General features: G+C 43.1%; 14 protein-coding genes. 4 read left to right on the top strand and 10 right to left on the bottom strand.

Annotation, left to right across the window (positions count from 1 at the left end):
- Positions 1–3 precede the first annotated feature (3 nt).
- Positions 4–993, top strand: a complete 990-nt coding sequence (locus tag NH399_RS15440; protein ID WP_253041621.1) for a serine/threonine protein kinase — start codon at positions 4–6, stop codon at positions 991–993.
- A gap of 234 nt (positions 994–1,227) precedes the next feature.
- Here NH399_RS15440 and NH399_RS15435 read toward each other — a convergent pair whose 3' ends face one another.
- Together NH399_RS15435 and NH399_RS15430 are read right to left on the bottom strand one after the other, a co-directional pair.
- Positions 1,228–2,472 carry an ammonium transporter gene (locus tag NH399_RS15435; protein WP_253041619.1) on the bottom strand — a complete coding sequence of 415 codons (1,245 nt, stop codon included), beginning with the start codon at positions 2,470–2,472 and terminating at the stop codon, positions 1,228–1,230.
- Between the two features lie 20 nt (positions 2,473–2,492).
- On the bottom strand, positions 2,493–2,831 hold the full coding sequence (locus NH399_RS15430) for a P-II family nitrogen regulator (RefSeq protein ID WP_253041617.1): 339 nt from the start codon (positions 2,829–2,831) through the stop codon (positions 2,493–2,495).
- Positions 2,832–3,045: 214 nt separating this feature from the next.
- Between NH399_RS15430 and NH399_RS15425 the strand changes: the two genes are divergently transcribed.
- Positions 3,046–3,861 carry an SDR family oxidoreductase gene (locus NH399_RS15425; RefSeq protein ID WP_253041615.1) on the top strand — a complete coding sequence of 272 codons (816 nt, stop codon included), beginning with the start codon at positions 3,046–3,048 and terminating at the stop codon, positions 3,859–3,861.
- A 38-nt stretch (positions 3,862–3,899) separates the two neighbouring features.
- Here the strand turns inward: NH399_RS15425 and NH399_RS15420 are convergent, their stop codons facing one another.
- The 4 genes from NH399_RS15420 to NH399_RS15405 all read right to left on the bottom strand — a co-directional run bounded on the left by NH399_RS15420 (position 3,900) and on the right by NH399_RS15405 (position 7,419).
- Entirely contained in the window at positions 3,900–4,232 is a 333-nt protein-coding gene (locus NH399_RS15420; protein ID WP_253041613.1) for a hypothetical protein, read from the bottom strand.
- Between the two features lie 94 nt (positions 4,233–4,326).
- Positions 4,327–4,848 carry a GrpB family protein gene (locus tag NH399_RS15415; RefSeq protein ID WP_253041611.1) on the bottom strand — a complete coding sequence of 174 codons (522 nt, stop codon included), beginning with the start codon at positions 4,846–4,848 and terminating at the stop codon, positions 4,327–4,329.
- 15 nt (positions 4,849–4,863) lie between these two features.
- A complete protein-coding gene (locus NH399_RS15410; RefSeq protein ID WP_253041609.1) occupies positions 4,864–5,268 on the bottom strand; it encodes an SMI1/KNR4 family protein in 405 nt (134 codons plus the stop codon).
- A 39-nt stretch (positions 5,269–5,307) separates the two neighbouring features.
- A complete protein-coding gene (locus NH399_RS15405) occupies positions 5,308–7,419 on the bottom strand; it encodes a tRNA(Met) cytidine acetyltransferase TmcA (RefSeq protein WP_253041607.1) in 2,112 nt (703 codons plus the stop codon).
- Positions 7,420–7,859: 440 nt separating this feature from the next.
- On the opposite strand from NH399_RS15405, the gene NH399_RS15400 reads away from it, so the two are divergent.
- Positions 7,860–8,318, top strand: coding sequence for a GNAT family N-acetyltransferase (locus tag NH399_RS15400; protein ID WP_253041605.1), 459 nt, complete (start codon positions 7,860–7,862; stop codon positions 8,316–8,318).
- Between the two features lie 32 nt (positions 8,319–8,350).
- Here NH399_RS15400 and alaC read toward each other — a convergent pair whose 3' ends face one another.
- Entirely contained in the window at positions 8,351–9,526 is a 1,176-nt protein-coding gene (gene alaC, locus NH399_RS15395) for an alanine transaminase (protein WP_253041603.1), read from the bottom strand.
- Positions 9,527–10,223: 697 nt separating this feature from the next.
- On the opposite strand from alaC, the gene NH399_RS15390 reads away from it, so the two are divergent.
- On the top strand, positions 10,224–10,946 hold the full coding sequence (locus NH399_RS15390; protein WP_253041601.1) for a hypothetical protein: 723 nt from the start codon (positions 10,224–10,226) through the stop codon (positions 10,944–10,946).
- A gap of 122 nt (positions 10,947–11,068) precedes the next feature.
- Here the strand turns inward: NH399_RS15390 and NH399_RS15385 are convergent, their stop codons facing one another.
- From NH399_RS15385 to NH399_RS15375, 3 genes are read right to left on the bottom strand one after another with little or no spacing between them, the layout of a single operon-like run.
- Positions 11,069–11,974, bottom strand: coding sequence for a histone deacetylase (locus NH399_RS15385; protein WP_253041599.1), 906 nt, complete (start codon positions 11,972–11,974; stop codon positions 11,069–11,071).
- 16 nt (positions 11,975–11,990) lie between these two features.
- A complete protein-coding gene (locus NH399_RS15380; protein ID WP_253041597.1) occupies positions 11,991–13,529 on the bottom strand; it encodes a PH domain-containing protein in 1,539 nt (512 codons plus the stop codon).
- Positions 13,519–14,016, bottom strand: coding sequence for a PH domain-containing protein (locus NH399_RS15375; protein WP_253041595.1), 498 nt, complete (start codon positions 14,014–14,016; stop codon positions 13,519–13,521). Before NH399_RS15375 ends, NH399_RS15380 begins: the two co-directional genes overlap by 11 nt.
- Between the last annotated feature and the right edge of the window lie 135 nt (positions 14,017–14,151).

Raw genomic sequence — 14,151 nt, 5'->3', positions numbered from 1 at the left:
GTTATGACACAACACCATGAGTTTTATCAGCTCGACCCTGATACTATATTAGATGCTCTTGATGCCACGGGTATCGAGGCCGAGGCTGCTCTACTGGCCTTAAATAGCTATGAAAATCGAGTGTACCAATTAAGAGACTTCGCGCAAAAACGCTGGGTCGTGAAGTTCTATCGTCCTCACCGCTGGAGTGATGAACAAATCCTTGAAGAACACCAGTTTTCGTTACAACTCGCCGAGGCAGAAATTCCGGTTGTTGCCCCGACTCTATTTAATGATCAGTCGCTCTTGCACTTTAAGAACTTTCGTTTTTCATTATTTGAAAGTCGTGGCGGGCGCTCGCCCAATCTTGATGACGAAGAAACCTTAACCTGGTTAGGTCGTTTTATTGGTCGTATCCATCTTATCGGCGAAAGTCAAAATTATAACCAACGTCCTGTCATTAATGTTGATGCTTACGCTCAACAAAGTCACGACTTTGTTATGCAACAAGGCTTTGTTCCAGACAGCCTTAAAGAATCCATGAACAGCGTATGTCTGCCTTTAATTGAAGCCTGTGTCGAACGCTTTTCTCGTTTCTCAGATATCGAAACTTTTCGTATCCATGGTGACTGCCATCCTTCCAATATTTTATGGACTGACGATGGTCCTCACTTTGTCGATCTTGACGACAGCCGTATAGGACCAGCAGTGCAAGATTTATGGATGCTGATTACTGGCGCAGAGCAAGACAAAGTTGCACAGCGTAATGCTTTGTTGGATGGCTACGAAGAATTCCGCGAGTTCGATTATCGCGAGCTGCATTTAGTTGAAGCACTAAGAGCGATGCGTATGATGCACTATATGGCATGGCTGGCGCGCCGCTGGGAGGACCCCAGTTTTAAGCATAACTTCCCCTGGTTTAATACTCAGCGATACTGGGAAGAACAATTGCTTTCATTAAAAGAGCAATTAGGCACTTTGCAAAATGAAGAAACGCCATCAATTTGGCAATAACAAAATAAAAAAAGCAAAGTGTCCAGGCGATGAAACACTTTGCCAAATATACCCGTAGCCTTTCAAGATGCAGTGTTGTTGGCTGCACGCACTCACTTCAATCACTTAGTGCATCTAAGCTCAGGGGATTCGCTCGCTGGCCGCCTAGCTGCAACTTAAAACGCTTTAGGTATCGTAAAGTTTTATAATTATTGATGACCTGACAAGGCACCCCACCTGTCAGGCCATTCTTTCTTAACGTCCGTTTTGACCACTGACTGTGGTAAATTCTGGATAGGCTTCTAATCCACAATCTACTTTGTCCATGCCAACATATTCTTCTTCTTGTGATACTCGAATACCTACGACTTTCTTAAGAATCCACCAAACGGCGAATGATGTTGTAAATACCCAGGCAAAAATGCACACCAGCCCAATAAGTTGTGCCGTCATAGTTGCTCCTTCATTGGTAAGAGGCACAACCAGTACACCGAAGATCCCAGCAACACCGTGGACAGAAATAGCACCAACAGGATCATCCAACTTTAATTTATCCAACACAGTAATCGACACAGAACATAAAAGACCGCCCACTCCGCCAATCAGGGTTGCAACCCAAGGAGAAGGAGTTAATGGCTCAGCAGTAATCGCTACTAACCCTGCTAGCGCACCATTTAATATCAAAGTTAAGTCAGATACTCGATAACGCAGACGGGTATAAAGAAATACAGCGATCACACCACCTGCGGCAGCCGCATTGGTGTTAACAAAAATTTTGGCAACCGCATTGGCATTTTCAATATTGGACAGCGCCAACTGTGAACCGCCATTAAAACCAAACCATCCCATCCACAAGATGAAGGTACCTAATGTTGCCAACGGAAGATTAGCCCCAGGAATACCTTTCGCCTGTCCCTGTTGATTATATTTTCCTGTACGAGGCCCAAGCAAAATAACCCCTGCTAATGCCGCCGCCGCACCCGCCATGTGAACAATGGCCGAACCAGCAAAGTCATTAAATCCCAACGTGTGTAAGAAGCCAGATCCCCATTTCCAATAACCTTCAACAGGATAGATAAAACCTGTCAATACAACAGTAAACATTAAGAAGGCACTCAGCTTCATACGTTCGGCAACGGCTCCCGATACAATCGACATCGCCGTAGCAACAAAAACAACCTGGAAGAAAAAGTCTGAATACAGAGAGTGATCAGCATTACCCGCTTTAATAGATTCTGCGCTATGCTCATCTCCTAACAAGAAACTAAAGTTTGGTAACCAACCACCTTCTGGGCTACCGTACATTATTTGATAACCCATCAACAAAAACATAATGCAAGACAAAGAATAAAGTGCAATATTTTTCGTCAATATTTCGGTCGTATTTTTGGCTCTAACAAGCCCCGCTTCTAACATGGCAAAACCTGCTGCCATCCACATTACTAAAGCACCCGATACTAAAAAATAGAACGTATCTAATGCGTATTTTACTTCAACCATTCTCGACGCCCCTTAATCAGTTATACCGCTTCTTCACCGGTTTCCCCGGTTCTTATTCTTACGACGTTTTCTAATTGATAAACAAAAATTTTACCGTCACCAATTTTCCCAGTTTTAGAGTTTTCGATAATGCTGTCGACAATGGTGTCGACCAAGTCATCAGGAACCGCTACTTCTATTTTCACTTTAGGTAAAAAGTCGACGTTATACTCTGCACCTCGATACAGCTCAGTGTGACCTCTCTGTCGACCAAATCCTTTCACTTCGGTCACAGTTAACCCCGATATCCCCGCATCATTTAATGCCATTCTCACATCATCAAGTTTGAATGGCTTAATAATGGCCATCACAATGTTCATACTCCACCCCTAATATTTATCTCGTTATATTCGATGTATTGCAGAGCTCGTGCCAACTTAGCAAAAACAAGAAAAAGCCTTGTAGAGCACAAACGACCATCTCTTGAAGCACTTTTTTGGTGCGAGAAATTGATTTTCGAATAAGAAAAGTGAATTATGATGGTGCAAATGCTAGAGTGGTCCATCCACAGACAGTAAATAGGCAGAAAAAATTTTGGCCAAGTTATTGTTAGCAGGTTTTGGTAAACTGGCACGTCCTTTATCTGTACAATTACAGCAGCAAGGGCATCAAATAACGGCGCTAAGACGCTCACCTCAAACGGAAGCGTCATCCATTAGCCAACTCGGCATTGATCTTTCTGACAAGAGATCAGTTGCTAATATTCCAGATGATTTTGATCAAGTGGTAGTAACCTTAACGCCGGACGCGTACGATGATGCAAACTACCGAAAAACTTACATAGAGTCTGTCGATAACTTATTACAACATTTTGCTCAGCGAAATAAAGAAACTCACTTTACTTATGTTTCCTCTACTCGCGTTTACGGGCAAAAGAATGGTGAATGGGTGGATGAAGACTCAGAAACAAAGCCTGAAGACAGTAGAGGTCAAATTTTACTGGAAGCAGAGCAAAACTTACGAACCTACCATAAGAAGAATACCATTATCCGTTTTTCAGGAATTTATGATAGCCATAGCCAACGTCTACTAAAACAACTAGAAAAGCCCGTACCTAAATCACCAGAAGTTTATACCAATCGAATACATAGAGAAGACTGCGTTGGAATATTAAGCTATCTGGTACAAAAAAAACTAGCCGATGACTCCATAGAGTCGATATATCTGGGTAGCGATGACGACCCTGCGCCAGTCTGGGATGTACTATCCTGGCTAGCACAGTCGAGAGGCCTTCCACCACCCACACCCAGTAGTGAAGAAAGAAATAGAAACAAACGTTGTGATAATCGTAAACTTAAAGAATTAGGTTATAGTTTTAAATATTCAAACTATAAAAAGGGATATTCATGACAACTGATGAGAATATCCCCCTTATGTATTAGAGTAGTTTACTCACTTCTAATTTGTATAGAGTTAACATCTTCGCCATCTCCCCAACGAGTACAAGCCGCATACCCTCGAACAGTCACTGTTTTTCCACTTGCCTGAGCAGCTAACAAAATAGATAGCTGGTGCTTTCCTGATACCGACTTCTCATCTTTTATCATCCAGTAGTCATGTTTAGCACAGGCAGGCTTTTCATCGCGACTAAAATTTTTTAAGGTAAAGTAGGTTAAGCCGTCACTGTCACGAACTATCAACCAGTCGATTTTTCCCGTTGCCGAGCTAGCAAACACAGGAAGTGATAGAAACAACGCTATACTAACAAAAATAATCCTCATAAAATCTCCCAAAAAAATAATAATTCCAGATTAATCAAAATAGAAATAAAATTGTATATTAATTTAAATATGCGACGCAATTCAATGTATGAGATTATTCCTGACTTTGAAGCCAGACTAAAGCACGTTGCTCAAAGCTCGAAATAAAGTCACTTTTATATTGCTGGTAATCCTTGGGAATATCGGAAGCGATTACAGCCTCTCTTTTTATTTCAGCATAACGTTGGCAAACATCCTTATGAGCCAACAAATAATCTCGAAAAGCCAAGTGGCGTTTTATAGAAACATCACCTTGTTGATACGTATGAAGATGGTGTGTTCTTTTCTCATTACCTCTATAAAAGTAACGCCTGCCCTTAAGGCCATACTCACCTTTACAGATATAACCTAACGCAGCTATTTTATCTGACGAATTATCCAGCCTATTGAGGCATGCTACTTCCATTAATATATCAATAATAGGTTTTGCTGATAGTCCAGGCACAGACGTACTACCAATATGGTGAATCGCTAAGATATTTTGAGTTCCCAAGGCAGAAAAAATCCGTTGCTTTTCATCCTTAAACATTGCAGGCCAACGGTCATCGAACTCTTTCACAATAACTCTACGATTCATTCAAAAAATGCCTGCTTACTGCCCCAGCCAAACTTCTTCTACCCACTCCCAGATAGAATCCCACTCTTGGGCCGAGTCTATGTCACCGTGTTGCCAAAAGACAATTTCTCCAGTTTGAGTAATGCAATAATAATTACTCCCTTGGCGACAAATAGGTATCAACTCGCGTGAGACACCTATATCCCATGCCTCAGCAGCCACATCGGGTAAGTGAGTATGTAAAGCATCATCACTCACGGTAACGGGCTCTATCGATCCATACACCACATCACTGACTGACATTAAGAAATCTTTAAACTCTTTTGGCAATGGAATAAATATTTCTTCTTCTATCTCTACCAGCAAATCCAAGTCTGGCAACTCTACGGAAGAAAATCGATCTTCATTTTTCTCACGTAACATATCAACGATTTCATTCATAAAAATTCTCTTTTTGTTTTTTCACGGCTGAGACACTGTCTATTCTTTTAAACTGATTAACTTGCCAACAATAGCTTTTAGATGATTTTCGGCTTCTTTTTTTCCATTTAAAGAAAACATCTTTGCCAATGCAGTAAATTCTTTATGTTGCCAAAACCTTGCCATTAAAAAAGTAACCTCTGGCTCTTGTAACTGCAACATTGACGACTTATCTGAAAAATAATGTTCTATTAATTCAAATAAAGAGAGCACCGTATCGTCACATTGTCTTGCTCCATCAAGATACAAGCTCACTTCTTCTAGTACATGCTTTGGTATCCCTTTGCTCTGTCCTCGAGGGGAAATCTTCCAGAGCTGAAATATCAATGCTAACTCTAAACGCTCGAATACTCTTGGTAATAACAAACGCACTTCTCGAAAAAAATTACTTGATAGTAGTCGCCATTCATAAATATTGAGAGCGCCGATCCAGGAAACCATTAACAAACTATGGCAACCAGAACTCTTATCACGGGTTCGGCCTAGACGAATGGGAACAAATTTATTATGGTGCCAGAACTCAATCAAGTCTGACGTTGCAGCAAAGCTGGTACTTAAGTAATCAACTTTAGCCTGCAATGCTTGCTTTGTGACTTGTTGCAATAGCTCAGTGCCTACTCTTTTGCCTCGCAACTTTTCATGAACAGCAATGCGCTGCACACGCCAGCTTTTTAGCTTAGCTAACTCAGGTGATAACAAATGAAAAGCCAAAGATTGGGGAACCAGGTGCCCTCGTAGTCGTCGCTTGCCCTGAGAAATTTGCTGCAATAAATCATCGTCAGTAATTTGTTCTCTAAGTACTAACACAACACCAATCACTTTACCTTCGATGGAAGCGACCAACACTCCCCGTTCAGGATGGTCCATGAGCTGGCGTAAATCATCTGGCGAAGTTTGATAGTGAGAGTCCACTAACAAACCAAAAACAGAAGGTAACCACTGCTTATCAATGGCAGCACTGCTATCAAACCAGCGATACTCGATAGACGATAACTCCACTGACTCCATTGCAGTGATCTCATCAGCAGACGCCTTAAGTAACAACAGTTCATTAATCCAGTCCTCCAGAGGATCATCTGGAGCCCAACGAATAGGTTGATTAAGTTCAAGATGTTTCCATTGTGGAGTCTGTTGATCCAGCTCACTTTTAAAGCGAATAGCAAACCCTCGTCCTGTTCCTTCGTAACCATGAATGGTCGAAGCAAACACAACTCGAGGATAAAGTTGAAGCAGTTGTTTTAACTGCTCCGCAGGAATAGCAGCAGCTTCATCAATAAAAACCGCATCCGCTGCGGGTTGTTGTTTGATAAGTTCGTCTGGAGCAATAAAATTTATGGATAACTCGGCATTGACCGTTTTATCAAACCAGTCAATCGCTTGTTGTGCCGATCGTTTTGTCGGGGCAGTTAGAATGATTTGCTTATCATGCTCATTAGCTAATTCCGCAGCGGCGATACCCAGAGCTGAACTTTTGCCTCGCCCTCTGTCCGCCGTTAATACCAAAGGACGTTTTGCTCGCCCATTTACCACACGCTTAATGGCTTCAATAGCTTGTTGTTGCTCATCATAAACAGGTTCAATCCCAGGCCGACAATAGTGCCAATGAAACGGTTTTACGATGCCCGTTTTATTGATCATGACACTGGCTGGGTGAGACTGTATACATTGAGTCAAACGTTCAATATATCGGCTAGAGTGCGATAGTGCCTGGCCAAACAAACGCTCATGTTCAGAACTCGGCAGCTCAGGCCATTGCTCCAGCGGTGGTACAATTATCCATAAAATCCCCCCCGCTTTAACAACTCCTGCAATAGCCCCAATAACATTGGCACTCACATCCTCACTGGCATTCACAATACAATGTTCAAACTCTCTACCAAGTACCGAGCGATATCCCTCTAATGGGATAGTTTCGAATTCTCCAATGGGATGCTCTGATAAAGCAAACGCCTCTAGAATCCCCTGCGAATGCAACAGAGACAATAACTCCACAGCATCACTTACAGGCATATTGAGCAGAACAGGCGTGCGAAATCGTGACTGCTTGAGTGTCGTTAACAAGCTTTCCAGTTCAGAGCGGCAAGAATCAAATAATGCTTCAATCGGACTCATAGATATTTTTTAAACTCTGTTAACAATCGATTTCACTGTGATATATCAGGGTGCACTAGTCTATTTTTTTGCTTCCGCTTATGCCATAAAAAAATATTATTTTAATAATAAAAACTACTGATTACTGAGCAACAATATTTCCGGTTACAAATAAGTGAGTTCAGACGTCCAGATCTTTATCGTCATAGATGTCTAAGCACTGTTATACTAATTATACCTGTTGCATTTCAAACAGCACGGGTGTTGACTGCAAGCCCTCACCATAATCACTTAGTATTTCTAAGCTCAAGGGATTTGCTTGCTGGCTGCCAAGGTGCTGTGTGAAATACTTTGGGTATAGATAAAGTCGCCGTCTAAAACCAACAAAAGACAAGCGGCCTAAAGCACCCATTCCTCTTATTGTATACGGTTAATACGTTTTTATTGAATTTTATCAAAATATGAATAACGACCTTGTGATTCGCCAAGCTACACTCGATGACATCGACGACTTAGCCGCTATGTTCAACGAATATCGCCAATTCTATCGACAACCTGATAATCTCGAACAGAGCAAAACTTTCTTACAACAACGACTAGAAGCCGAAGAGTCCATTGCCTTTATTGCATCTCATCAGCAGCAACCTTCTGGCTTTGTTCATCTTTATCCGACTTATTCTTCTGTGCATTTAAAGAAAATCTGGATATTGAATGATCTTTATGTCCGTTCTACTGCTCGTCGAAAAGGCGTGGGCTTTGGCCTCTTAGATGCCGCCAAAACAATGGCCAAAGAAACAGGCGCTTTATGCCTTAAGGCTTCATCGGCGCAAAATAATTTCACCTCCCAGCAGGTTTATGAGGCTAAAGGCTACCAAAGAGACAGGCAGTTCTTTCACTATGTACTGCCATTGATGCACTAGCGCTTGTTAGCGCCAGTGCTAAAGGACTTAGCTTATTGAGAGAAGGCTTTTTTGATACCACGCAAAGCCTGACGTGTTCGATGTTCGTTTTCGATTAATGCAAAACGAACATAGTGATCACCATACTCGCCAAACCCAATGCCGGGAGATACCGCTACTTTTGCTTCCTTTAGCAGCCACTTAGAAAATTCCAAAGACCCCATATCTCTATATTGCTCAGGAATAGGAGCCCACACAAACATCGTTGCTTTGGGTGGTGTCACCTCCCATCCCAGTCGATTAAGACCTTCACACAAAACATCTCGACGTTGGCGATAGCGTTCACATATCTCTTCAACACAGTCTTGCGGACCTTCTAGCGCGGCAATCGCCCCTACTTGCAACGGCGTAAAAATACCGTAATCCAGATAGGATTTCATACGCCCCAGAGCATGGATCAGTGTCGGATTGCCGCAGCAAAAACCAATTCGCCACCCAGGCATATTGTAGCTTTTTGATAGCGAATAAAATTCAACAGCAACATCCTTTGCCCCCTCTACCTGCAAAATGGACGGTGCTTGATAGCCATCAAACACAATGTCGGCATAGGCCAAATCTTGAACCAGCCAGATTTTATGTTTTTTCGCTAAGGCGACCGCACGCTCAAAAAAATCGAGCTCAACAACATCGGTCGTTGGGTTAGCCGGAAAGTTCAACAGCAACATCTTAGGCCGTGGCCAGGTCATGCGTAGTGTTTTTTCCACTTCCTCAAAGAAGCCATCCTCACTCTCAAAAGGCACATGGAGAATATCAGCACCAGCAATGACAAACCCATAAGGGTGGATAGGATACGCTGGATTAGGAACGATGACCGAATCGCCACGCTCCATAGTTGCTAACGCCAAATGCGCCAAACCTTCTTTAGAGCCAATAGTGACAATGGCTTCGGTTTCAGGGTCGAGTTGTACATCATAACGCTGTTGATACCAGTCACAGATGGCTTTACGCAAACGAGGGATTCCTTTTGACTGGGAATATCGATGAGTACGACCATCCTGTGAGGCCTCCATCATTTTATCAAGAATATGCTGTGGCGTAGGCTGGTCCGGATTGCCCATACTAAAGTCTATAATGTCTTCTCCACGGGCTCGAGCAGCCTGCTTGAGGTCACCAACAATATTAAATACATAGGGCGGCAGGCGTTTGATTCGGCTAAATTCTGGTTCCATCGTCTCAACTACTTAATTAAACACATTTAATACGCGCTATTATGCCCAAATAAAGGCACAGAGCAGAAATACAATTTAGTTAGTTAACAGATAGCAAACGAAAAAAGCCTGTCAAGACAAGCCTGACAGGCTAAAGGTTGAGACACCTAAGAGCGTTACTCGTTGAGGCACAAGTAACAAGCCGTTTTACAATATTTATCCAAAGTTTTTCCTACTGCACGTTGGCGGCAAACAAGCGAGTCCCCTGAGCTTAGACAAACTAAGTGACTGGGGGGAATGCGTGCAGCCAACACCCGTGCGGTTTGAAAGACGACGGATATTGATGCCACCACTCTAGGGAGGAACATCCATGTCACTAGGAAGATTAATGCTTGCGACCCATCAATTTCCTATTCCGTGCGACAATAGAGCCTGACATCATCTAGAAACTAGCGGGACCAGTCGCTGTTGTTTCCAGAGTTGTGTGCTTTAGCAACCCACGAGAGAAATAGTAATGCGAATCATTATCATTTGCAAGAGGTTATTTTCAAATTCTCCAAATTTCTTATAGCTTTAACGAATAACCAGCCCCACTGAATAATAACCTTATTATTTAAGCGGCCTAATTCGTTGACAATTCAATCGATTCCTTCAGTTAGCGTTCAGTTTTCAAACGGTAAACTAAGTTCCATGATGGCAATTAACTGAGGACACAACAATGAAAAGGCCAACAATTCTGGCAACTGCCGCCATGCTAGGTTTAATCCTGACATTGCCACAACTGGAAGCTCGAGAAAGTGCGCATCGAGAAGGTCAATCGCGTAAATACACTTCGAGTGGTGCCAAACAGCATTCGACCCGCAATAGCTCTCATCGCAGCCATAGTCAACGTCAAAGCACGGTTAAGCACTCGGGTCATCGAAACAGTTACCATTCCTCACGTAACTCGCAATCCCGACAGCACAGTCATCGCGGCTCTAACCACCGCAATCATGGCAACCATCGCAATGCTTCTTACTCTGGCGGCAAACAACATGCGATCAAGCACAATAGTCATCGCAACAGCAGTTATCGTCATTCACAGGTAAGCGAACGTAGTAGCCGAACCTGGAACGCCGAAAAACAGCGTCGCACTGTTAAGCACTATCGCAATCATGATAAACATCGCCACAACTGGCACCGCGACAATGTAAGACGCTGGAGAAGCGACTACCGCCCTCATCGTCATTACAGTAGATATCATCGTAGCGGACATTATTATCGCCCCTACCGACACTACAACTACCATGTGAGTTATCACTATCCAGTATGGGTTTACGATTATTACTATGACTATCTGCACACGCACCATCATGGCCATCACTGCCCACACTGGCACTATCGCAGCGGCTGGGAAGACATTGCTTTTGGTGTAGTAGTAGGTGCGGTCTTATTTGACTAGGTGTGTGGGGAGCTTCCCCATCGCCTCTAACAACCCATTCTTCGTAGTAACCAGTTTGCGGACGCCTCGATACCTAACCAGGGAAATAACCAAGACTCTAAACCAATCGGGGTGGACCGCACTTAAGCATAGTGCTCTACAGCGGCCTGAAAGACTAAGGAATGTAAATAGGCCAAGTGATTAACATCATCCAGATACCCTCCTCCCATCACAACAGCAATAGGAATCGAGCGCACTTTTGCCAGTTCCAGAATCCTTCTTTCACGTTCCAATATTCCTTGCTCAGAAATCGAGAAATTGCCCAGGTTGTCATTTTCATAAACATCGACACCCGCAATATAGATAATTAACTCAGGCGCTAAAGCATCAACAATCATGGGTACCTGTTCTGCAAGAATAGCCAAATAGGCTTCATCACCGATCTTAGGAGGTAATTCAATATCTTTATCACTGTTAGCTTTACGACCAGGGTACAGCCTCTCACTGTGCATGGAGCAGGTAAATACTCGATCATCTTCCGCAAACAAACGTGCAGTCCCATCGCCCTGATGGACATCACAATCAAGAATAAGAACTCGGCTCACATCCAGTTCGTCTAAAGCCAGGCGAGCACCCACCGCCACATCGTTAAACACACAGAATCCAGCGCCATGGTCAAAATGTGCATGATGAGCCCCACCCGCGGTGTTAGCGGCAAATCCAGTGTGCAAAGCCTGACGAACGGTTTCGCAAGTCCCACCAGCGGCACTTAAAACTCGCTTAACCAACGCCGGGCTCCAAATCACGCCCATGCGTCGTAGCTCAGAGGCGGTTAAGGTACCATTGAGAAAATGTTCAATGTATTGGTGGGCATGCACCTTGGCCAATAGCGAAGGTGTTGCAGGCTTGGGGCACACTCTATTGGCAGGTATCACCGCAGAGTGCTGCGCCAAATAATCAGCCAAAGCGCCATACTTGGTCATCTTGAGCGGATGTTCAGGATCCCAATGGATACGATAATCAGGATGATGAACCGCCACTATGCCCATTGAAGTCTACTCTGCACTATTTCCATCGATACTCGGTATGGCAAATTTCTTCATACAAAAAATCAAACGATTCACGAGCCTGTTGCTGTGGCAAAAATGGAATATCAATATGATGACGCATAATCTCCAATCCCGCATTGTCTGCAACTATCGATGCCATATTGGTTCGTTTATCAAAAAAGGATTGCTCAAGACTCACCGATTGCATTTTATGAAAAGGTACGATGGTTTTTTGTTTAATCAGCCAGCCACTCATATACACAATAGCATTGGATGAAAAACCATAACGAATCGATGCCACATAGCGACGAGCATGAATAACTATCAGTGGTAACATCAAGAACAACAGCAGAAAGTAAGAAGACAACCAATAACTTAAAGGCAAGGTTATCAAGGTTAACCAGAAACTGCGTACCCGTGTCATACGCAACCATCCACCAAAGTCCGCTTTGAGCCACTGCTCAACATGAGTATCAACATCCGGTTGAACCTGATGTAAAAAATCATCAATCGAGGCAGAAGGAATAATCGGTGCCAGCCAGACCAGCCGAGTGGTTGCACCTTGCTCACTGGAACCGCCGCCCGCCGTCTCAACTCGAACAGCACTGCGTTTGAACCATCGATGCAATAAAGTTTCACGAACCGTCAACAACTGAATTTTTTGAGCAGGCAGTGTTGCGTTAATATGAGTTAACAGACCATAGGAAGCGACTAACTTATTGTCTTTTTCGACAAGCTTGAAGCCGTAGTATGTCACTATCGCAAATGCGATAGAAAGTATTCGAATAAAAATTAAAAAACATACTGCGCCACCCAACACCAGCATGGCGATAGATAAAGGATCATTGCCCTGTAAACTCAATTGAGAAAAAAGCTCACTGTTGCGCAACAGTTCTTTTGCCTTATTCTCAATGTTAGGCATCTGGTAAAAAATCCCCATAAAGGCAGCGACGACAACCATGCCTTTATTCGAAATAATCCCCATCTTAACAAGCTCAAGAAGCTCCAGTGACAATATACTCGAAGACTTAGAAGCTTCTTCGGGTACTTCTTCATCAACAGTGTTATCAAGCGATGAGTCGATATCTTGCTTTGCGGCACTATTCAACTTAGCCTGCAACTCATCAATGCGTTTCATCGATATTACACGAATCACAGCTTCTGGCTTGCCACCACTGGCAGACTCCAGTTCAACCTGAGCAACATTGAGTAATCGATGTATAGGATTACGAATAAGATTAAGATTTTGAATTTTTTCGTAAGGCACATGGCGAACATTTTTAAATAGAATGCCTTCACGAACAATGATTTCATTAACATCCAAAATGTATCGATAAACCCAGTTTTGCAGCAAAGAGATAGCAATACCAGGGATAACTAGCCAGGCAGCATAAATTTGATACTTGTCTCCTCCAGCGACCAAGGCAATTACAAGAGGAAAAATAAACGCTTTGATATTACGAGCAACAGAAAACAGCCACGACATAGGATGAAGCTGTCGCTCAATCACCTGTTCAGAAGGAGACTCTACAGAGCTTTCAACATCAGACACCATCGGCGACTTCCTGCTGCAACAAATCATCGCGAATTTCAACAGCGGTTTCAAAACTCAACCCCACTAATGAAACAGAGGCATCCAGGGTTCCTGCAGTATGAATAACCAGTGTTGAAATACCATACTGTCGTTGCAATGGTCCTTGAGCCACATCAATATGTTGAACGCGACTACGAGGCACCGCATGTTGCTTGCGCCAAAAAATGCCACGTACAATATGCATACCTTGTTCGTCAAAACGCCAGCGGGTGGTTTCATAACGACGAGATGGTAAGTAGACAATCTGTAAGTATCCCCACAATGCCATTGCGGCCAAAGCAGCTAATACTATCCAGAGATCAGGCCATATCTGGTTGACTAACAGCAAAATAATAGCTGCTACGATTAATCCCAGAACCAGAATCCCAAATGTGATTGACGCCAAAATACGAAAGTATGTTTTTGCGTTATCCGCTAGAGACAGCATTGAAGAGTCTTGAAACAACATTATAATTCTCTTATCAAACAGTCGATCCTATGAGGGGTAATCAGAAGATTACCCCTCAGCTAAAAATACAGTCACCTATAATAATTTTTTATTACGTCCAAGTTGTACCAGAGGCTGTTATTCTTTCATCGACAA

It is taken from the genome of Pleionea sp. CnH1-48, assembly GCF_024124665.1.
Lineage (GTDB): Bacteria > Pseudomonadota > Gammaproteobacteria > Enterobacterales > Kangiellaceae > JAMXSB01.
Note: the sequence above shows the minus strand (reverse complement) of the source record. Positions and strands in the feature narration are given on the sequence as shown.

Bases quoted from the DNA above. Each gene is read 5' to 3' on its own strand.
- NH399_RS15380 (WP_253041597.1), bottom strand. From the start codon at position 13,529: ATGGTGTCTGATGTTGAAAGCTCTGTAGAGTCTCCTTCTGAACAGGTG.
- NH399_RS15410 (WP_253041609.1), bottom strand. From the start codon at position 5,268: ATGAATGAAATCGTTGATATGTTACGTGAGAAAAATGAAGATCGATTT.
- NH399_RS15390 (WP_253041601.1), top strand. From the start codon at position 10,224: ATGAAAAGGCCAACAATTCTGGCAACTGCCGCCATGCTAGGTTTAATC.
- alaC (WP_253041603.1), bottom strand. From the start codon at position 9,526: ATGGAACCAGAATTTAGCCGAATCAAACGCCTGCCGCCCTATGTATTT.
- NH399_RS15435 (WP_253041619.1), bottom strand. From the start codon at position 2,472: ATGGTTGAAGTAAAATACGCATTAGATACGTTCTATTTTTTAGTATCG.
- NH399_RS15405 (WP_253041607.1), bottom strand. From the start codon at position 7,419: ATGAGTCCGATTGAAGCATTATTTGATTCTTGCCGCTCTGAACTGGAA.
- NH399_RS15420 (WP_253041613.1), bottom strand. From the start codon at position 4,232: ATGAGGATTATTTTTGTTAGTATAGCGTTGTTTCTATCACTTCCTGTG.
- NH399_RS15440 (WP_253041621.1), top strand. From the start codon at position 4: ATGACACAACACCATGAGTTTTATCAGCTCGACCCTGATACTATATTA.
- NH399_RS15385 (WP_253041599.1), bottom strand. From the start codon at position 11,974: ATGGGCATAGTGGCGGTTCATCATCCTGATTATCGTATCCATTGGGAT.
- NH399_RS15375 (WP_253041595.1), bottom strand. From the start codon at position 14,016: ATGTTGTTTCAAGACTCTTCAATGCTGTCTCTAGCGGATAACGCAAAA.
- NH399_RS15400 (WP_253041605.1), top strand. From the start codon at position 7,860: ATGAATAACGACCTTGTGATTCGCCAAGCTACACTCGATGACATCGAC.
- NH399_RS15430 (WP_253041617.1), bottom strand. From the start codon at position 2,831: ATGAACATTGTGATGGCCATTATTAAGCCATTCAAACTTGATGATGTG.
- NH399_RS15415 (WP_253041611.1), bottom strand. From the start codon at position 4,848: ATGAATCGTAGAGTTATTGTGAAAGAGTTCGATGACCGTTGGCCTGCA.